The 19,305-nt window shown below is 63.2% G+C and carries 18 protein-coding genes and 1 pseudogene; 6 read left to right on the forward strand and 13 right to left on the reverse strand.

The window, feature by feature from the left end; genetic code table 11:
- Positions 1 to 91: 91 nt before the first annotated feature.
- Together N5J71_RS06455 and N5J71_RS06460 are read right to left on the reverse strand one after the other, a co-directional pair.
- A complete protein-coding gene (locus tag N5J71_RS06455) occupies positions 92 to 862 on the reverse strand; it encodes a YdcF family protein (protein ID WP_003462873.1) in 771 nt (256 codons plus the stop codon).
- A gap of 50 nt (positions 863 to 912) precedes the next feature.
- Positions 913 to 1,341, reverse strand: coding sequence for a hypothetical protein (locus N5J71_RS06460; protein ID WP_003462876.1), 429 nt, complete (start codon positions 1,339 to 1,341; stop codon positions 913 to 915).
- A gap of 178 nt (positions 1,342 to 1,519) precedes the next feature.
- Between N5J71_RS06460 and leuS the strand changes: the two genes are divergently transcribed.
- From leuS to lipA, 6 genes and pseudogenes are all read left to right on the forward strand, one after another.
- Positions 1,520 to 4,132 (forward strand): leucine--tRNA ligase, encoded by a 2,613-nt coding sequence (gene leuS, locus N5J71_RS06465; protein WP_279916552.1) that lies wholly within the window; start codon positions 1,520 to 1,522, stop codon positions 4,130 to 4,132.
- Between the two features lie 54 nt (positions 4,133 to 4,186).
- A complete protein-coding gene (locus N5J71_RS06470; protein ID WP_084341552.1) occupies positions 4,187 to 4,798 on the forward strand; it encodes an LPS-assembly lipoprotein LptE in 612 nt (203 codons plus the stop codon).
- A 56-nt stretch (positions 4,799 to 4,854) separates the two neighbouring features.
- Positions 4,855 to 5,889, forward strand: coding sequence for a DNA polymerase III subunit delta (gene holA, locus N5J71_RS06475; RefSeq protein WP_279916553.1), 1,035 nt, complete (start codon positions 4,855 to 4,857; stop codon positions 5,887 to 5,889).
- Positions 5,890 to 6,021: 132 nt separating this feature from the next.
- Positions 6,022 to 6,168, forward strand: a pseudogene (arfA, locus tag N5J71_RS06480) (alternative ribosome rescue factor ArfA); the annotation flags it as partial.
- Positions 6,169 to 6,249: 81 nt separating this feature from the next.
- Entirely contained in the window at positions 6,250 to 7,506 is a 1,257-nt protein-coding gene (locus tag N5J71_RS06485) for a lytic murein transglycosylase (protein ID WP_003462889.1), read from the forward strand.
- Between the two features lie 201 nt (positions 7,507 to 7,707).
- A complete protein-coding gene (gene lipA / locus N5J71_RS06490; RefSeq protein WP_003463000.1) occupies positions 7,708 to 8,760 on the forward strand; it encodes a lipoyl synthase in 1,053 nt (350 codons plus the stop codon).
- Between the two features lie 314 nt (positions 8,761 to 9,074).
- On the opposite strand, the gene lipB is transcribed toward lipA, so the two are convergent.
- The 11 genes from lipB to N5J71_RS06545 form a co-directional block, all read right to left on the reverse strand.
- Complete coding sequence (gene lipB / locus N5J71_RS06495) at positions 9,075 to 9,692, reverse strand: lipoyl(octanoyl) transferase LipB (protein WP_084341550.1); 618 nt, start codon at positions 9,690 to 9,692, stop codon at positions 9,075 to 9,077.
- Between the two features lie 5 nt (positions 9,693 to 9,697).
- A complete protein-coding gene (locus tag N5J71_RS06500; RefSeq protein ID WP_003463006.1) occupies positions 9,698 to 9,976 on the reverse strand; it encodes a DUF493 domain-containing protein in 279 nt (92 codons plus the stop codon).
- A 62-nt stretch (positions 9,977 to 10,038) separates the two neighbouring features.
- The gene (locus N5J71_RS06505; RefSeq protein WP_039965150.1) at positions 10,039 to 11,214 is read right to left on the reverse strand and encodes a D-alanyl-D-alanine carboxypeptidase family protein; all 1,176 of its coding nucleotides are present in this window, start codon (positions 11,212 to 11,214) and stop codon (positions 10,039 to 10,041) included.
- Positions 11,215 to 11,322: 108 nt separating this feature from the next.
- Complete coding sequence (locus N5J71_RS06510; protein ID WP_045107763.1) at positions 11,323 to 12,324, reverse strand: septal ring lytic transglycosylase RlpA family protein; 1,002 nt, start codon at positions 12,322 to 12,324, stop codon at positions 11,323 to 11,325.
- Complete coding sequence (gene mltB / locus N5J71_RS06515; protein WP_003463014.1) at positions 12,321 to 13,322, reverse strand: lytic murein transglycosylase B; 1,002 nt, start codon at positions 13,320 to 13,322, stop codon at positions 12,321 to 12,323. Before mltB ends, N5J71_RS06510 begins: the two co-directional genes overlap by 4 nt.
- A gap of 19 nt (positions 13,323 to 13,341) precedes the next feature.
- Positions 13,342 to 14,487 (reverse strand): rod shape-determining protein RodA, encoded by a 1,146-nt coding sequence (rodA, locus tag N5J71_RS06520; RefSeq protein ID WP_424960562.1) that lies wholly within the window; start codon positions 14,485 to 14,487, stop codon positions 13,342 to 13,344.
- Positions 14,484 to 16,376 carry a penicillin-binding protein 2 gene (mrdA, locus tag N5J71_RS06525; protein ID WP_003463019.1) on the reverse strand — a complete coding sequence of 631 codons (1,893 nt, stop codon included), beginning with the start codon at positions 16,374 to 16,376 and terminating at the stop codon, positions 14,484 to 14,486. The genes rodA and mrdA overlap by 4 nt, the downstream gene beginning before the upstream one ends.
- A gap of 10 nt (positions 16,377 to 16,386) precedes the next feature.
- Positions 16,387 to 16,854, reverse strand: coding sequence for a 23S rRNA (pseudouridine(1915)-N(3))-methyltransferase RlmH (gene rlmH / locus N5J71_RS06530; protein ID WP_003240195.1), 468 nt, complete (start codon positions 16,852 to 16,854; stop codon positions 16,387 to 16,389).
- A 9-nt stretch (positions 16,855 to 16,863) separates the two neighbouring features.
- Complete coding sequence (rsfS, locus tag N5J71_RS06535) at positions 16,864 to 17,217, reverse strand: ribosome silencing factor (RefSeq protein WP_026042034.1); 354 nt, start codon at positions 17,215 to 17,217, stop codon at positions 16,864 to 16,866.
- A 66-nt stretch (positions 17,218 to 17,283) separates the two neighbouring features.
- Positions 17,284 to 17,943, reverse strand: coding sequence for a nicotinate-nucleotide adenylyltransferase (gene nadD, locus N5J71_RS06540; protein WP_279916554.1), 660 nt, complete (start codon positions 17,941 to 17,943; stop codon positions 17,284 to 17,286).
- Positions 17,944 to 19,209, reverse strand: a complete 1,266-nt coding sequence (locus N5J71_RS06545; protein ID WP_279916555.1) for a glutamate-5-semialdehyde dehydrogenase — start codon at positions 19,207 to 19,209, stop codon at positions 17,944 to 17,946.
- Positions 19,210 to 19,305: the final 96 nt, after the last annotated feature.

Here is a 19,305-nt window from a genome sequence, read left to right on the forward strand (position 1 = left end):
TGTGAACCGAACAGCGCCAGTCACGGCGCTACGCGCCATGCCTGGCGCACAACGCAGAACCCGCAGGCGTACTGCCTGCGGCGAGTACGCCCTACTGCTTGCCGTAGACAATGGGATACGCCAATAACCCAATGACTTCGTTGAGCACCTGACTGCTCTGCCAGATAGCCCTCGACTCTGGCAGCCAGCCCCCCAGCGGGCGCTCGTAACCCGAACTGAGATAGCCCATCGGCGCGGTGATCACCTCGAAGCCGGCCTGCTCAAAACTCCAGAGGGCACGCTGCATGTGCCAAGCCTGGGTGACCAGCACCACGCGCCGCACGCCCTGGGGCTGCAACAATTCAGCGCTGAGCACTGCATTCTCCCAGGTGGTGCGGCTTTGCTCCTCCAGCCAGCGGATCTCCAGCCCGTAGTCGCGGCGCATGGCATCGGCCATCAGTGCCGCCTCACTGGGCGGCTGGCCATAATGCAGGCCACCGGTAGCCGCCATTGGCAGGCCGGATACGCGCGCCAGGCGAGCGGCATAGCGCAGGCGCTCCAAGGCCATCAGCCCAGGCTGATCGGCTCCACCCCAGCCCGGGTCGCTCTGCTCACGCCCGGCGCCGAGAATCACGATGGCGTCGGCGCGCTGCGCCAGGGTCGCCCACTGCGCCTGCTCCAGGACCGGCTCACGCTCCAACCAGGCGGCACTCCACTGCGTCACCGCAGGCAGGCTCATCAGCCATAGCCCACTGAAACCGACGGTAAAGCAGGCAAACGCGAGCCGGGGAAAGCGACGACGCAGCCACCAGCCCAGCGCGATCAGCAGGAGTAGAACGCCTGGTGGCATCAACAGTTGTTTAAGGATGAAACGAATCGGCATCAGGCACCTCCGGGGCGCCCAAGCCTAGCAGGTTGGTTTTCAACTGGCTGCTAATGCGGATTACCGCTGCGAAACAACCTGGAGCCACAGGCCTGGCAAGCTCGTACATCCTGCCCTCGATGCCAGCTGACTGGCGCACCGCAGAGTGCGCAACAAAGCGCCTGACGCCGCGTCATCACGGATTTGATCCTGCCCATCGGCTTGCTGTCAACGGTCTTGGCACTGCGCAGTGGCTGACGCTGTATCAGCGCCAACTCTTCTGCCGCCGCGTGCCAGCCGCGCAGCCAGTGCAGGTCACGATTGAGATAGGCACGGATCAGCTCCAGCTCCGCCGGGCTCAGCCCATCAAGCTCCAGCTCGCGCAGCGGCTCGGCATGCAGGCGACTCGCGGTATCGGCCTCTTCCAGCGCCAGGGCAAGCCGTTGCAGCAGTCGCTCGTAAAGATCACCGCCTCGTTCCACCTGCCGTGCATCCGCCATCTGCCACCTCGCGAGCCCCGACAACCGCGGGCCTTGAGTAAAGCTTAGCGAAGGCCCCGCACGCAGCCAGGCGCCGCGACAAACGGCGGACGCGGCACAATCTGGGTTTCCCTCGATAGACGGCGCTCATGTATGCTACGGCGTTTTCCGCAAGCCCCATTCCTTCAGCGCCAGAGCCATGCACGAACAGTACTCGCCCCGTGAAATAGAAGCCGCCGCGCAGTCCCACTGGGACGCGCAACAATCCTTCGTCGTCAGCGAACAGCCGGGCAAGGACACCTTCTACTGCCTGTCGATGTTCCCCTACCCCAGCGGCAAGCTACACATGGGGCACGTGCGCAACTACACCATCGGTGACGTGATCGCGCGCTACCAGCGCATGCAGGGCAAGAACGTGCTGCAGCCGATGGGCTGGGACGCCTTCGGCATGCCGGCGGAAAACGCGGCGATGAAGAACCAGGTCGCACCGGCCAAGTGGACCTACGAGAACATCGCCTACATGAAGTCCCAGCTCAAATCGCTGGGCCTGGCCATCGACTGGACGCGCGAAGTCACCACCTGCAAACCGGACTACTACCGCTGGGAACAGTGGCTGTTCACCCGCCTGTTCGAAAAGGGCGTGATCTACCGCAAGAACGGTACCGTCAACTGGGACCCGGTGGACCAGACCGTACTGGCCAACGAGCAGGTCATCGACGGCCGTGGCTGGCGTTCGGGCGCGCTGATCGAGAAGCGCGAAATCCCGATGTACTACTTCAAGATCACTGCGTATGCCGAAGAGCTGCTGAGCAGCCTGGATGAACTGGATGGCTGGCCCGAGCAGGTCAAGACCATGCAGCGCAACTGGATCGGCAAGAGCTACGGTGCCGACATCGTGTTCGACTATGACGTCGCCAGCATCGGCATCGACGGCCAGCTCAAGGTCTATTCGACTCGCCCCGACACCCTGATGGGCGCCACCTACGTGGCCGTGGCCGCCGAACACCCGCTGGCCCAACGCGCTGCCGAGGGCAATGCGGCCATCGCCGCCTTTATCGCCGAGTGCAAGGCCGGCTCCGTGGCCGAGGCCGACATGGCCACCATGGAGAAGAAGGGCGTTGCCACCGGCCAGTTCGTCATTCATCCGCTGACCGGCGACAAGCTGCCGGTGTTCGTCGCCAACTACGTGCTGTGGGGCTACGGCGAAGGCGCGGTGATGGCCGTGCCGGCCCACGACGAGCGCGACTTCGAGTTCGCCCACAAGTACGACCTGCCGATCCAGCCGGTCTACGCCGGCGAGGGCAAGGACTACGACAGCGGGCAATGGCAGGCCTGGTACACCGACAAGGACGGCCTGACCACCGTCAACTCCGGCAAGTACGATAACCTCGACTTCAGCGCCGCCTTCGACGCCATAGTCGCCGACCTCGAAGCGACCGGCCACGGCGCGCGCAAGACCCAGTTCCGCCTGCGCGACTGGGGTATCAGCCGCCAGCGCTACTGGGGCTGCCCGATCCCGATCATCCACTGCGACGCCTGCGGCGACGTGCCGGTGCCGGAAGACCAGTTGCCGGTGGTGCTGCCCGAAGACGTGGTGCCGGACGGCGCAGGCTCGCCGCTGGCGCGCATGCCCGAGTTCTACCAGTGCAAGTGCCCGAAGTGCGGTGCCGATGCCAAGCGCGAAACCGACACCATGGACACTTTCGTCGAGTCGTCCTGGTACTTCGCCCGCTACGCCAGCCCGAACTACGAGGGCGGCATGGTCGACCCGGCTGCAGCCAACCACTGGCTGCCGGTGGATCAGTACATCGGCGGCATCGAACACGCCATCCTGCACCTCTTGTACGCGCGCTTCTTCCACAAGCTGATGCGTGACGAAGGTCTTGTGTCGTCCAACGAGCCGTTCAAGAACCTGCTAACCCAGGGCATGGTGGTCGCCGAGACCTACTACCGCACCCTGGAAAACGGCGGCAAGGACTGGTTCAACCCGGCCGATGTCGAGCTGGAACGCGATGCCAAGGCCAAGGTCATCAGCGCCAAACTCAAGTCCGACGGCCTGCCGGTGGAAATCGGCGGCACCGAGAAGATGTCCAAGTCGAAGAACAATGGCGTCGACCCGCAGGCCATGATCGATGCCTACGGCGCCGACACCTGCCGCCTGTTCATGATGTTCGCCTCGCCACCCGATCAGAGCTGCGAATGGTCGGATGCCGGCGTCGAGGGCGCCAACCGCTTCCTGCGTCGTGTCTGGCGTCTGGCTCATGGCCATGTCAGCGCCGGTCTGCCGGGCAAGCTGGATGTCTCCGTTCTCACCGACGAGCAGAAAGCCGTGCGCCGCGCCATTCACCTGGCGATCAAGCAGGCCAGCAACGATATCGGCCAGCACCACAAGTTCAACACCGCCATCGCCCAGGTGATGACCCTGATGAACGTGCTGGAAAAGGCCGCCACCGCCACCGAACAGGATCGCGCGCTGGTGCACGAAGGTCTGGAAATCGTCACTCTGCTGCTGGCGCCGATCACCCCGCACATCAGCCACGAGCTGTGGCAGCGCCTAGGCCACGCCGATGCGGTGATCGATGCGCAGTGGCCGCAGGTCAATGAATCCGCCCTGGTGCAGGACAGCCTGACGCTGGTGGTACAGGTCAACGGCAAGCTGCGCGGGCAGATCATCGTTGCGGCCAGCTCCAGCCGCGAAGACGTCGAGGCCGCCGCTCGTGCCAACGAGAACGTCCTGCGCTTCACTGAAGGCCTGAGCATTCGCAAGGTCATCGTGGTGCCAGGCAAGCTGGTCAACATAGTCGCCAACTGATTAAGCTCGGCGCCACACATGTGTGGCGCCGTGATCCGCCAAGGGGATATGAGAATGATGAAACGGAATCTGCTGGTCATCGGCCTGGCTGGCCTGCTCAGCGCATGCGGCTTCCAGCTGCGTGGCACCGGCGATGTGCAGTTCGCCCTCAAGGAACTCGACGTCAGCGCGCGCGATGCCTACGGCGACACCGTGCAGCAGGTACGCGAAGTACTGGAGAGAAACGACGTTCGCGTTTATGCCGGCGCGCCCTACAAGCTGGTCATCACCCGCGAGACCGAGAATCGTCGCAGCGCCAGCTACAGCAGCGGTGCACGTACCGCCGAGTATGAGCTGACCATGGCCCTGGAGTATGAGATCCGTGGCACGCAGAACCTGCTGCTGACCGGCAACAAGGTGGAAGTGCAGAACTACTACCAGCAGGACGACAACAACCTGGCCGGCTCCGATCAGGAAGCCGCTCAGTTGCGCAGCGAACTGCGCCGGGAAATGATCCAGCAACTGATGCTCACCCTGCAGCAGATTACCCCGGCACAACTCGACCAGTTGCAGCAGACCGCCGAAGCCCGCGCCAAGGCCGAAGCCGAGGCACTGGAAGCCGCTCGCCGGGTTCGTGAGAGCCAGGTCGCCCCGCAGCAGTCGCCGATCGAACTGCCGTCCCGCTAAAGGCCCAAGGGCCGCAGCCGCGGCCAGACGCCCTGCCCCCTGATGACATCACCCCGATGAAGCTTGCCCCCGCGCAACTCGGCAAACACCTGCAAGGCGCACTGGCACCTGTCTATGCGATCAGCGGCGACGAGCCATTGCTGTGCCAGGAAACCGCTGACGCCATTCGCAATGCCTGCCGCCAGCAGGGGTTCGGCGAACGCCAGGTGTTCAATGCCGAAACCAACTTCGACTGGGGCAACCTGCTGCAGGCTGGTGCCAGCCTGTCGCTGTTCGCCGAGAAGCGCCTGCTGGAACTGCGCCTGCCTTCCGGCAAGCCAGGCGACAAGGGCACAGCCGCCCTGCTCGAGTACCTGGCTCGCCCGCCCGAGGACACCGTCCTCTTGCTGAGCCTGCCCAAGCTTGATGGCAGCACGCAGAAATCCAAATGGGCCAAGGCCCTGATCGACGGCCAGGTGAGCCAGTTCATCCAGATCTGGCCGATAGATGCCAATCAGTTGCCGCAGTGGATTCGCCAGCGCCTCGCGCAGGCCGGCCTGAGCGCCAGCGCCGATGCCGTGGACATGATCGCCGCGCGGGTAGAAGGCAACCTGCTGGCCGCCGCCCAGGAAGTGGAAAAGCTCAAGCTGCTCGCCGAAGGCAATCAGGTCGACGCCGAGACCGTGCAAGCAGCAGTGGCCGACAGCGCCCGCTTCGACGTCTTCGGCCTGATCGATTGTGCCCTCGGTGGTGACGCCGCCCATGCCCTGCGCATGCTCGAAGGCCTGCGTGGCGAGGGCGTGGAAACCCCGGTGATCCTCTGGGCGCTGGCGCGCGAGATTCGCCTGCTGGCCGGCATCGCCCACCAGCAGAGCCAGGGCATCCCCTTGGACAAGGCCTTCTCCAGCGCCCGCCCGCCCGTCTGGGACAAACGCCGGCCGCTGGTTTCCAAGGCGCTGCAGCGTCACAGCAGCAAACGCTGGGGCCAGTTGTTGCAGCAGGCGCAACTGATCGATACACAGATCAAGGGCCAAGCGGCTGGCGATCCGTGGAGCGAACTGGCCATGCTGACCCTGCAACTCTCCGGGCAACGGCTGCGTCTTTCTCCGTAGGGCGGGTGCAACCCGCCACCCGCTGACGGCGGGCTGCACCCGCCCTACGCCCCCGTCTGGACATTTTCTGTACAGCGGCGCATAGTCCTCGCCGCCTGCATTGGCGCAGGCCGGTCTGCATGAGGAAATGCCATGAGCAAGAAAACCGGCAAACGGCCGAACAAGGCCAAATCCATCGTCGCCCAGCCGCTGTTTCGCTCCCGCCAGGAACGACCACAGAAAGGCAAAGGCAGCTACCGCCGCGAAGCCTCCCACAATTGGGAGGCCTCTTGCTTTATGGGGTATGTTGACTCACTGATGGCCCTGCCTGTTGCCCGAGCATGCTAAGGTAAGCGCCTGCTTAAACGTCCTGAGATAGACATGCCACACCAGCTTCCTCGTCGCGTCCTGGCTCTGCTTCCTCTCCTGCTGCTGGCGGCCTGCGCCCAGGCCCCGGCGGAAAATCTGCCTACCGCCACTGCCACTGCAGCGGTCCAGACTGCAACCGAAACAACCTTGCCCAGTTTCGCCGACTGGCGTCAGGCCATGCGTAGCGAAGCGATTGCCACCGGCATCGACGCGGCGCTGTTCGATCGCGTATTCGCTGGCGTCACCCCTGACCCTGCGGTGCTCAAGGCAGACAGCAGTCAGCCCGAGTTCACTCGCCCGGTGTGGGAATATCTCGACGGTGCCGTCTCCTCCAGCCGCATCGGCCGCGGCCGAGTATTGCTGGCCCAGCACAACACCATGCTGCAACGTATCGAGCAGCAATATGGCGTCGAAGCGCAGATCCTGGTGGCCATCTGGGGCCTGGAGAGCAACTTCGGTAACAATATCGGTAGCCACAGCGTAATCCGCTCCCTCGCCACCCTGGCCTATGACGGTCGCCGCCAGGGCTTCTGGCGTGCTCAGTTGCTGGCCGCCCTGCAAATCCTGCAGAACGGCGATGTACCCAGCGATCGCATGATCGGTTCCTGGGCCGGCGCCATGGGCCAGACCCAGTTCATGCCCACCACCTATAACCAGCATGCGGTGGATTTCGACGGCGACGGCAAGCGCGACCTGTGGAACTCCTCGGCCGATGCCTTGGCCTCGGCGGCTCATTACCTGCAAGCCTCGGGATGGCAGCGCGGCCAGCCCTGGGGTTTCGAGGTGCGCCTGCCGAGCGACTTCGACTATGCCCTGGCAGACCCGGATCAGCGTCGCAGCCTGACCGAGTGGGCCGAACTCGGCGTGCGCCCACTGGCACCGACCGGCGCAGCCGCCAGCGCGCGCGCCAGCCTGCAGCTGCCTGCCGGGCACCAAGGCCCGGCCTTCCTGCTGCTGGATAACTTCCGCAGCATCCTCAAGTACAACAACTCCACGTCCTACGCGCTGGCCATCGGTCTGCTCGCCGACAACCTGCTACGCAGCACCGAAATCAAGGGGCAATGGCCCCGGGGTGAGCGTCAGTTGGGGCGTAGTGAACGTGTTGAGCTGCAGGAGCTGCTGGCCCAAGCCGGTTTCGACCCGGGTCCGGCCGACGGCATCATCGGCGCCAACACGCGCAAGGCCATACGCGCCCTGCAACTGCAGTTGAACTGGCCAGCCGATGGCTACCCCAACACCCAACTGCTGCAACAGCTGCGCACACGCTGAATCCAGCACTGACACCTCAGGGGGGCTTGCCATCATCGGCAAGCGCCTTGCCGAGCGGTCACAGCGACGCCCCCCAAAAAAACGCCTTGGCGGTGTTTTGTCGACAGGCGGCCTCAGCGTCTGCATACACCTTCTGTGATAGACTGGCAGGCGGCCAAAAGCCACCTGCCCACGGAGCCTCTACCGGAGCCCAGATTTCCGATGTCCGACACCTCCTCGCCCAAATCCGTCGCCAGCGGCGAAAAATTTCGCACCGCCCAAGGCATCACCGCGATCAAGGATGGTCAGAAGCGCCGCGCCTCGGCCGAACCCCAGGTGTTCGAACCCAAGCCCAAGTGGCTGCGGGTCAAGGCTCCTGGCGGTAGCCGTTTCGAGGCGGTCAAGCGCAACGTCGGCGAACACCGCCTGAGTACCGTCTGCCAGGAATCGCACTGTCCGAACATGGGCGAATGCTGGTCCAACGGCACGGCCACCATCATGCTGATGGGCTCGGTTTGCACCCGCGCCTGCCGCTTCTGCGCCGTGGACACCGGCAACCCCAATGGCTGGCTTGACCTGGAAGAGCCGCAGAACACTGCCAAGTCGGTGGAACTGATGGCCCTGCGTTATATCGTGCTGACCTCGGTGGACCGTGACGACCTCGAAGATGGCGGCGCCGGCCACTATGCAGCCTGCGTGCGAGCGATCAAGGAAAACACCCCGCAGGTGGTGGTCGAAGCCCTGACCCCGGATTTCGATGGCGATCATCAGGCCATCGAGCGCGTGGTCGACTCCGGTCTCGAAGTCTTCGCGCAGAACGTCGAGACGGTCAAACGTCTCACCTATTTGGTTCGCGATCCACGCGCCGGCTACGAGAAGACCCTCAAGGTGCTCGAGCACGCCAAGAAGCACCGCCCCGACGTGCTGACCAAGACCAGCCTGATGCTCGGCCTGGGTGAAACCGACGAGGAAATCCTCGAGACCATGGATGACCTGCGCGCCATCGGCGTGGACATCCTCACCCTCGGCCAGTACCTGCAACCCACGCGCAACCACCTCAAGGTGCAACGCTGGGTCAGCCCTGAAGAGTTCAATCGCTTGCGTGACATCGGTCTGGAGAAAGGCTTCATGGAAGTCGCTGCCGGCCCGCTGGTGCGTTCCAGCTACCGCGCTGATCGCGTGTTCGAGAAGAACAACCTGGGTCTCGCCGCTCCGCTTCCGGTGCCTGGCCAGGAGGTCAACGCCAGCCTGATTCCGGCGCTGAATCTGAACTGAGACAGATCCTCTCGGAAAACAAAAGGGACGCCTCGGCGTAATGCTGATCAGATAAGTTCGTCACCATCCCCTCCTACTTGCAGTAGAGGGGGCGCTTTTCGTAGGAGCCAGCTTGCTGGCGATGCTTTTTATGGCGGATCGCCGGCAAGCCGGCTCCTACAAAAATCGAGTGCAACGGCTTAACTGACTGGCATTACGCCTCGGCGTCCCTTTTTCGTTACTGTCAGTAAGCATGCGTGGCTACGCGCCTGCGTAGGAGCCCCGCCCCGGGGCGAAGCTTTGGGTGCCGCGCCTACGCATTCGCTCGCATGAGCCTACACGTAACCCAGACGGGCACACAGCGCCTGTTCCAGACGTTGCGACACCTCGTCGAACACGGGCGGCGCTTGCAGCAGGTCACGCATCTGCACCATCTTCAGCCCCGCGTAGCCGCATGGGTTGATGCGCAGGAAAGGCGACATGTCCATATCGACGTTCAGCGCCAGACCATGGAACGAGCAGCCACGGCTGACGCGCAGCCCCAGCGAGGCGATCTTGTCACCTGCCACGTATACACCGGGCGCATCCGCTTTGGGCGCAGCCTCGATGCCATAGCTGGCCAACAGCTCCACCAGGCTTTGCTCCATGGCGGTGACCAGTTCGCGCACACCAAGGTCAAGGCGACGCAGATCGAGCATCAGATAGGCCACCAGCTGACCGGGGCCGTGGTAGGTCACCTGCCCGCCGCGCTCGACCTGAATCACCGGAATATCGCCGGCGGCGAGTACATGCTCGGCCTTGCCAGCTTGGCCCTGAGTGAACACCTTGGGATGCTGCAGCAACCAGATTTCGTCCGGGGTCTGTGCATCGCGCTCACGGGTCAACTCGCGCATGGCTTCCAGCGTGGGCTGGTAGTCGACCAATCCTAGGTGACGGACGACAAGCTCGGGCATGGCTATCACAGCACCATATGCACGCGGCCGGTGGCACGCAGGTCAACATGAATCGCCTGCAACTGCTCGACGCTGGTGGCGGTGATCAGCACCTGTACGGAGAGGAAGTTGCCGTTACGGCTGTCGCGCAGCACCAGCGTGGAGGCATCCAGATCCGGCGCATGGCGCTGGATCACCTCGATCACCAGATCGGAGAAACCCTCACCCGCAATGCCGATTACCTTGATCGGGTAACGCTCGCAGGGAAATTCGATTTTAGGGGCTTGAACGTCGTTATCGGTCATGGCGTCAGCGGGCTCGCGGCCCGTCCAGAAAAGGGCCGCTCCATCAGGAGCGGCCAGGCTTGTCAGTTGAAAAGGCCGAAGAAGAACAGGCGAATGCTGTCCCACAGACGGCGCATCAGGCTGCCCTCGTCCACCGACTCCAGAGCCACCAGGTCGGTGCTGCGCACCACCTCGTCACCCAGTTTGACTTCGACCTTGCCGATCACATCGCCCTGCTGGATCGGTGCGATCAGTTGCGGGTTGAGGGTCATGCTGGCCTGCAGTTTTTCCAGTTGGCCCTTGGGCATGGTCAGGGTCAGGTCTTCGGCGAGGCCGGCCTTCACCTGATGCGCAGTACCTTTCCAGACAGTGGCCTGAGCCAGCTCGGCGCCTTTCTGATAGAAGGTGCGGCTTTCGAAGAAACGGAAACCATAGGTCAGCAGCTTCTGGGTTTCCGCTGCGCGGGCCTGCTCGCTGTCAGTACCGAATATCGAGGTAATCATGCGCGAACCATCACGTACGGCCGAGGCGACCAGGCAGAAGCCCGCCTCCGAAGTGTGGCCAGTCTTCAGGCCATCGACGGTGCGGTCACGCCACAGCAGCAGGTTACGGTTGGGCTGCTTGATATTGTTCCAGAGAAACTCTTTCTGCGAGTAGATCGCATAGTGCTCGGCATCTTCATTGATGATCGCACGGGCCAGGATCGCCATGTCATGGGCGCTGGAGTAATGCTCAGGATGCGGCAGGCCGGTCGCGTTCACAAAGTGGCTGTTCTTCATGCCCAGACGTTCGGCAGTGGCGTTCATCATGTCAGCGAAGGCATCTTCGCTGCCGGCGATATATTCGGCGATGGCGATGCTGGCATCGTTACCGGACTGAATGATGATGCCGTGCAGCAAGTCGTCGACCGTGGCCTGGCTGTTCACCGGCAGAAACATGGTGGAGCCACCGGACGCAGCGCCACCTGTGCGCCAGGCGTGCTCGCTGATGGTTACCAGATCCTGCTCGCCGATCTTGCCATTACGGATTTCCAGGGTCGCGATATAAGCCGTCATCAGCTTGGTCAGGCTGGCGGGCGGCAGGCGCTCGTCAGCGTTGTTCTCGACCAGGATATTGCCGCTGGCGGCGTCCATCAGCACGTAGGATTTCGCGGCCAGTTGCGGCGGCGCCGGCACCACCTGCGGGTTGGCCATGGCCAGGGGGGCGGCCAGAAGGGTAAGAACCAGTGAAGCACGTTGCACGAAGCTGGTGATGTTCATCCGTCTCTCGAAAATCAATGCTTGGGTTGTACGACCCCACAGGGCCATCTTTCGACTCGCACCAGGCAAGCCTCGGATTTAGTCCGGCAAAGGCCGGTTAAGTTGCCATCAGTCGGCGCGCACCAGCGTGGCCTGGCCGAGGTTGGCCAGGCGCACGCTGCTCTGCAGCTGCTCAGCTTCTCCCTGATTGCTGATCGGCCCCATGCGGACGCGGTGCAGTATCTGCTGGTCGCGCACCACTGAGCTGATGAACACCGGCACACTGCTGGTCTGGCTCAGCTTGGACTTGAGCAGCTCCGCAGCGTCCGGATTGGCGAAGGCTCCCACCTGGAGAAACAGGCCAGAGACTGCGAGTAAATCGTTTTTTTTTGCGTCGATCTGCACCGGCACCACCGCAGCGGCGTGCTGCGTCGGCGGCGGCGAATAGTGCTCGACAGGCTGCGCGACAGGCTGGGCAACGGCAGCCTTGGCCGGTTGATTGTTAGCCAGTACCAGCGGCACCGGACGGCCCTGCTGCGCCCACCACTCATGCGGGTCGATGCCTTCGACCTTGACCCGCGCAGTGCCTTTTTCAGCGAAACCGAGCTTTTTGGCCGCGGCAAAGGACAGATCGATGATACGGTCGGAGTAGAACGGCCCACGGTCGTTGACCCGCAGGATCACCACCTTGTCGTTTTCCAGGTTGGTCACCCGTACGTAGCTGGGCAGCGGCAGCGTCTTGTGTGCTGCGGTCATGCCGTACAGGTCGTAGGTCTCGCCGTTGGCAGTGGCCTGGCCATGAAACTTGGTGCCATACCAGGAAGCCGGACCGACCGCCTGGTAGCGACGGGCATCCTGAATAGGGTAGTACTGTTTGCCGAACACCACATAGGGGCTGGCCTTGACCGGCCCGTAATGGGGCATGGGGATGGCGTCCTGAATCTTCGACACGTCGACATCCCACCAGGGCGCGCCATCCTTGTGCGGTCGATTGAAATCATCCGGGCCGGAAATACCAGCCGACGGACCGGGCACCACCGCAGGCTGCGGTGCTCGCTTGGAAGAACAGCTCGCCAGCAACAGCGCTGCAGTTACGCAGGCTGCCAGCGGCAGCAGTTTGGACGCACTCATCGATTACCCCGCGCTTCGACCAGCAGTTCGGCCAGTTGGTTGACCGCCATGGCATACATCACGCTGCGATTGTAGCGGGTGATGGTGTAGAAGTTGGGCAAACCGAACCAGTATTCATCGCCTTGCGCACCTTCCAGACGAAACGCGGTTACCGGCAGATCTTCGGCCAGCTTGTCCTGGCTCTGCCAGCCCAGCGCGCGCAGCTCGGCGACGCTCTTTACCGGATCCAGCCCCTGCGTCAGGCCTTCGTCGACGCGAGTACCACTGGCCTCGACGCGACTGGCGACCTGACCGCCGGCCTGCCAGCCGTGGCGCTTGAAATAGCTGGCAACACTGCCGATGGCATCGGTCGGGTTGCTCCAGATGTTGATATGGCCGTCGCCATCGAAGTCCACGGCGTAAGCACGGAAACTGCTCGGCATGAACTGTGGCAAGCCCATGGCGCCAGCATAAGACCCCTTGAGGGTGATCGGATCGACCTGTTCCTCACGGGTAAGCAGCAGAAATTCGCGCAGCTCCTTGCGGAAGAACGGCGCACGCGGCGGATAATCGAAGGCCAGGGTCGACAGGGCGTCCATCACCCGCCAACTGCCGGTGTTGCCGCCATAGAAGGTTTCCACGCCGATGATGGCGACGATGAATTGCGGCGGCACACCGTACTCGGCTTCGGCCTTCTCCAGTGCAGCCTGGTTGTTTTTCCAGAATTCCACGCCGTGAGCGATACGCTTGTCGGTGATGAAGATCGGCCGGTAGTCCTTCCAGGGCTTGACCTTCTCTGCCGGGCGCGAGATGGCATCGAGAATCGCCTGCTTGCGCTCAACCTCGGCGAACAGGCTGACCAGTTGCTCGCTGGCAAAACCATAGTCGCGGGTCATTTCCTCGACGAACTCGGCCACCTGCGGCGAGCCGTCATAATCAGCTGCCAAAGCGGTACCCAGTGTGCCGGCTATAGCAGCGCCAAGCAGCGTACGGACAGCCCAACTGCGCAAAGAATGCATCAACTCGAAACTCCCAAAATCAAACCTGAGCGATCCACTTTCTGTGGGTGTGAATCGCCATCAATATCCCGAAGCCTGACAACAATGTGACCAGATGGGTTCCACCGTAACTAATGAACGGCAGCGGCACCCCAACCACTGGCAGCAGCCCGCTGACCATGCCGATGTTGACGAATACGTAGACGAAGAAGGTCATGGTCAGCGCGCCGGCCAGCAACTTGCCGAAAAGCGTCTGCGCCTGAGCAGTGATCACCAGACCGCGCGCCAGCAAGAGCAGATAGAGCAGCAGCAACAGACAGACGCCAACCAGGCCGAACTCCTCCGCGAGCACGGCAATGATAAAGTCCGTATGGCTTTCCGGCAAAAAATCCAGGTGTGACTGGGTACCCAGCAACCAGCCCTTGCCCAATACGCCGCCAGAACCGATGGCCGCCTTGGACTGGATGATGTTCCAACCCGCCCCCAGCGGATCGTTCTCCGGGTTGAGGAAGGTCAACACACGGCGCTTCTGGTAGTCATGCATGACGAAGTACCACATGCCTATCGCAATCGGCACCGCCGCCGCCGCTGCACCGACAATCCAGCGCCACTGCAGACCGGCCATGAACACGACGAAAGCGCCCGACGCCAGTACCAGCAGCGAAGTGCCGAGATCCGGCTGCTTGAAGATCAGCACGAAAGGCACGCCAATCATCGCCAGGCTGATAACGATGTGCTTGAAGCGCGGCGGCAGGTTATGTCGCGACAGGTACCAGGCGATGGTCATCGGCATGATGATCTTCATCAACTCTGACGGCTGGAAGCGGATCACGCCCGGGATGTTGATCCAGCGCGTCGCGCCCATCGCAGTGTGGCCCATCACCTCCACTACCGCCAACAGGGCAACCCCAATGAGATAGGCGAGCGGCACCCAGCGCGCCATGAAGCGCGGGTCGAACTGGGCGATCACCACCACCCCGACCATGCCGATACCGAAGGAGGACGCCTGCTTGAGCAGCAAATCGATGTTCTTGCCACTGGCCGAATACAGGATGAACAGGCTGCCGGCCCCCAGAACCAGCAGCAGTAACAGCAACCAGCCATCGATATGCATACGTTGCAATAGGGTGGCGCGACGGCGCAGCACGTCCTCGTCGGACAGGGTACGGTCGAAATTACTGATCATCGCTGGCTGACCTCGGCAGGCTTGGGCATCGCGAACTCGGCCTTGAGCTGACCGGTTTCCTTGTCCAGCAGCCAGGCATCCATCACCTGCTTGACCACCGGGGCGGCGACGCCGGAGCCTGACTCGCCGTTCTCCACCATCACCGCGACGGCTATCTGCGGGTTATTGGCGGGTGCAAAACCGACGAACAGGGCGTGATCGCGGTGGCGCTCCTGCACCTTGTTGCGGTCGTATTTCTCACCCTGTTTGATCGCCACCACCTGGGCCGTGCCGCTCTTGCCGGCGATGCGGTAGACCGAACTGTCACCGACCTTGCGCGCCGTACCACGGGCACCGTGCAGCACGTCTTCCATAGCACGAATGCCATACTCCCAGAACTTCGGATCACGCAGGACGATATCCGGCATCGGGTTGGGGTCCACGGGCAAGCGTCCGTCGACACTCTTGGCCAGGTGCGGACGAATCCACTTGCCACGCGTGGCCATCAGCGCGGTGGCCTGCGCCAACTGCAGCGGTGTGGTCTGCATATAGCCCTGGCCGATACCGAGAATCAGCGTCTCGCCCGGGTACCAGGGCTGGCGATAACGCGCCCGCTTCCAGTCACGCGAAGGCATCAGGCCGGCGGTCTCCTCGAACATGTCCAGCGCCACGCGCTGGCCGAGGCCGAAGCGGCTCATGTATTCATGCATGCGATCGACGCCCATCTTGTGCGCCAGGTCGTAGAAGTAGGTGTCGTTGGAACGGGCGATGGCCAGGTTGAGATCGACCCAGCCATCACCGCTGCGGTTCCAGTTACGGTACTTATGGCTGTGATTGGGCAACTGATAGAAGCCCGGGTCGAACACCCGGGTCTGCGGGGTGACCACGCCAGCATCGAGACCGGCCACAGCCACCATCGGCTTGATAGTCGAGCCCGGCGGATAAAGGCCACGCAACACGCGGTTGTACAGCGGCTGGTCAATGGAGTCGCGCAATTCGCCATAGGCCTTGAAACTGATGCCGGTGACGAACGGGTTGGGGTCGAAACTGGGCTGGCTGACCATCGCCAGCACTTCGCCATTGTTCGGATCGATGGCCACCACAGCGCCACGACGCCCACCGAGGGCGTTCTCGGCCGCTTCCTGCAAGTGGACATCGAGGCTGAGCACGATGTCCTTGCCCGGTTTCGGATCGACACGATTGAGCACACGCAACACGCGACCACGGGCATTGGTCTCGACCTCTTCATAGCCGACTTCGCCGTGCAACTCGTCCTCGTAGAAACGCTCGATACCGGTCTTGCCGATATGGTGGGTGCCGGCGTAATCGGTCGGATCCAGACGCTTGAGCTCCTGCTCGTTGATGCGCCCGACGTAGCCGACCGAATGCGCGAAGTGTTCCTGCTGCGGATAATGCCGCACCAGTTGCGCCGCCACCTCGACGCCAGGCAGGCGGAACTGGTTGACCGCAATGCGAGCGATCTGCTCTTCGGACAGTTCGAACAGAATCGGCACCGGTTCGAACGGACGCCGCCCCTGGCGCACGCGGCGCTCGAACAGGGCACGATCATCCTCGCTGAGTTCCAGCACCTCGACCACCGCATCGAGCACGCTTGGCCAGTCACCGGCGCGTTCGCGGGTCACGGTCAGGCTGAAGCTGGGGCGGTTGTCGGCGATGATCACGCCATTGCGGTCGAAGATCAGCCCGCGGGTCGGCGGGATCGGCTGCACATGGATGCGGTTGTTTTCCGCCAGGGTGCTGTGATGCTCGTACTGAATCACCTGCAGGTAGTACATGCGCATGATCAGCACGCAGGTCAGCAGGATGATCACGACGCCGCCAACGAGCACCCGGCGCTTGACCAGGCGAGCGTCCTTTTCATGATCCTTGAGGCGAATCGGCTGCGGCATGACTAGGTGATCACTTGTGGTACGGATGGCCGGACAGCACGGTCCAGGCTCGGTAGATCTGCTCGCCGAGCAGAATACGCACCAGCGGATGCGGCAGGGTCAGCGGCGACAGCGACCAGCGCTGTTCGCTACGCGCACAGACCTCCGGCGCCAGCCCTTCCGGACCGCCGACCATGAGGTTGACGTTGCGCGCATCGAGACGCCAGCGCTCCAGCTCCGCCGCCAGCTGCTCGGTGCTCCACGGCTTGCCATGGACCTCCAGCGTGACGATACGTTCGCCGGGCTGCACCTTGCTCAGCATGGCCTCGCCCTCCTGACGGATCAGGCGGGCAACGTCGGCATTCTTGCCGCGGGTGTTGAGGGGAATTTCCACCAGCTCCAGCGGCAGTTCTGCAGGCAGACGCTTGACGTACTCCTGCCAGCCCTCCTCGACCCAGCGCGGCATGCGCGAACCGACGGCGATCAACTTGATCCGCACGATCCAGGCTTACTCGGCGCTGTGCTGAGCGCGGCTCTGCTCGGCGCCTTGCCACAGGCGCTCGAGGTCATAGAACTGACGCGCGGTCGGCAGCATCACGTGCACGACGATGTCGCCCAGGTCGAGCAGGGCCCATTCGCCACTGTCCAGACCTTCGCTACCGATCGGGCGCACACCCTGCTCCTTGACCTTTTCCAGCACGTTTTCCACCAGCGACTTGACCTGACGACTGGAACTACCGCTGGCGATCACCATGAAATCGGTGATGCTGGTCTTGTCCTTGACGTCGATCACCGTGATGTCGGTCGCCTTGATTTCTTCCAGCGCCGCCACGGCGATCTTGACCAGCTCGTCGCTGGGCATGTTCTGCTTACTCATAAATGACTCATTTGCCTCGTGTAATGGACGCCGGCGCACATGCGCGGCGTTTCAAGCATTGGGCGCACGGTACAGATCATGCGCCTGGATATAGGCCAGTACCGCATCCGGCAGCAGATATCGCGCCGAACGGCCGGTTGCCAACAAGTGGCGAATCTGCGTGGCGGAAATCACCAGCGGAGTCTGCCAGATGAAACTGATTTGCCCGCCTGCACCTTGCAGGCTCAGCGGGTCACTGACACTGCGTGCAGCCAGCAGATCGCGCAGCGCCTCCGGCGCCTCGCTGTCGGCATCCGGCCGCTGCAGTACCAGCAGATGGCAGTGCTCGAGCAGCTCCTGCCAACGATGCCAACTGGGCAAGCCGCAGAAGGCATCCCAGCCAAGCAACAAGAACAGCTGATCGTCCGCTGCCAGTTCGGCGCGCACCGACTCAAGGGTGTCCACCGTGTACGACGGTTTGTCGCGTTTGAGCTCGCGGTCATCAACCGTCAACCGCGGCTCGCCGGCCACCGCCAGCTCGACCATGGCCAGGCGCTGCTCGGCCGTGGCCTGTGGCAGATCACGGTGCGGCGGCCTGGCGCTGGGGATCAGCCGCAGTTCGTCCAGCGCCATGAACTCGGCCACTTCCAGCGCCGCACGCAGGTGCCCGTTGTGCACCGGGTTGAAGGTACCGCCGAGCAGGCCGATGCGTCGGGCGCCGATTCGTTTCATTTATGTGCGAATGTGTCCGTCGCCAAAAACCACGTACTTCTCGCTGGTCAGCCCTTCCAGGCCGACCGGGCCACGGGCATGCAGCTTGTCGGTGGAGATGCCGATTTCCGCCCCCAGGCCGTACTCGAAACCATCGGCGAAGCGGGTCGAGGCATTGACCATCACCGACGCGGAATCCACCTCGGTAAGGAAGCGCCGCGCATCGCTGAAGTTCTCGGTAATGATCGAGTCGGTGTGCTGCGAGCCGTAGTGATTGATGTGCTCGATGGCAGCCTCCAGCGAGTCGACGATGCGAATCGCCAGGATCGGCGCGTTGTACTCGGCGAACCAGTCGTCCTCGCTGGCTTGCAGCACATCGCTGCCGAGCAGTTCGCGGGTCGCGGCATCGCCACGCAGCTCCACGCCCTTGTCGCGGTAGATGGCAGCCAGCGGCGGCAGCACCTTGGTGGCCACGGCAGCGTGTACCAGCAGGGTTTCCATGGCGTTGCACGGCGAATAACGCTGGGTCTTGGCGTTGTCACAGACGCGAATGGCCTTGTCCAGGTCAGCCGCGACATCGACATAGACGTGGCAGACACCGTCCAGGTGCTTGATCACCGGCACCTTGGCGTCGCGGCTGATGCGCTCGATCAGGCCCTTGCCACCGCGCGGCACGATCACGTCGACGAACTTCGGCATGGCGATCAGCTCGCCCACCGCAGCGCGGTCGGTGGTTTCCACCACCTGCACGGCAGCTGCCGGCAGATCGGCCACGGCCAGGCCCTGCTGGATACAGCAGGCAATCGCCTGATTGGAATGGATGGCCTCGGAGCCGCCACGCAGGATGGTGGCGTTGCCGGACTTCAGGCACAGGCTGGCCGCATCGATGGTCACGTTCGGCCGCGACTCGTAGATGATGCCGATCACGCCCAGCGGCACACGCATTTTGCCGACCTGGATACCGGACGGCAGGTAGCGCATGCCCTGAATCTCGCCGATCGGGTCAGGCAGGGTCGCCACCTGGCGCAGGCCTTCGATCATGCTGTCGATCACCTTCGGCGTCAGCGCCAGGCGGTCGACCATGGCCGGCTCCAGACCGCTGGCGCGGGCAGCTGCCAGGTCCAGCTCATTAGCGGCAGTCAGCTCGGCGCGAGCGGCGTCGAGGGCGCTGGCAGCGGCCTGCAGCGCGCGATTCTTCTGCGCGGTGCTGGCACGGGCGAGCACCTTTGATGCCTGGCGGGCGGCCCGGCCCAGGCGGGTCATGTAGTCGTGCACGGACTCGGTCATGGCGGCGGAGGTCTGGCAGTTGGAAAAATGGGCTGATTATAGCGGGCTCGCAAGGCCACGCCCAGCGGCGTCTGGCAAGCGGTAGGCAGCTCGTCC

The sequence above is a fragment of the Ectopseudomonas oleovorans genome (genome assembly GCF_029845265.1).
In the GTDB taxonomy this organism is placed as follows: Bacteria; Pseudomonadota; Gammaproteobacteria; order Pseudomonadales; family Pseudomonadaceae; genus Aquipseudomonas; species Aquipseudomonas oleovorans.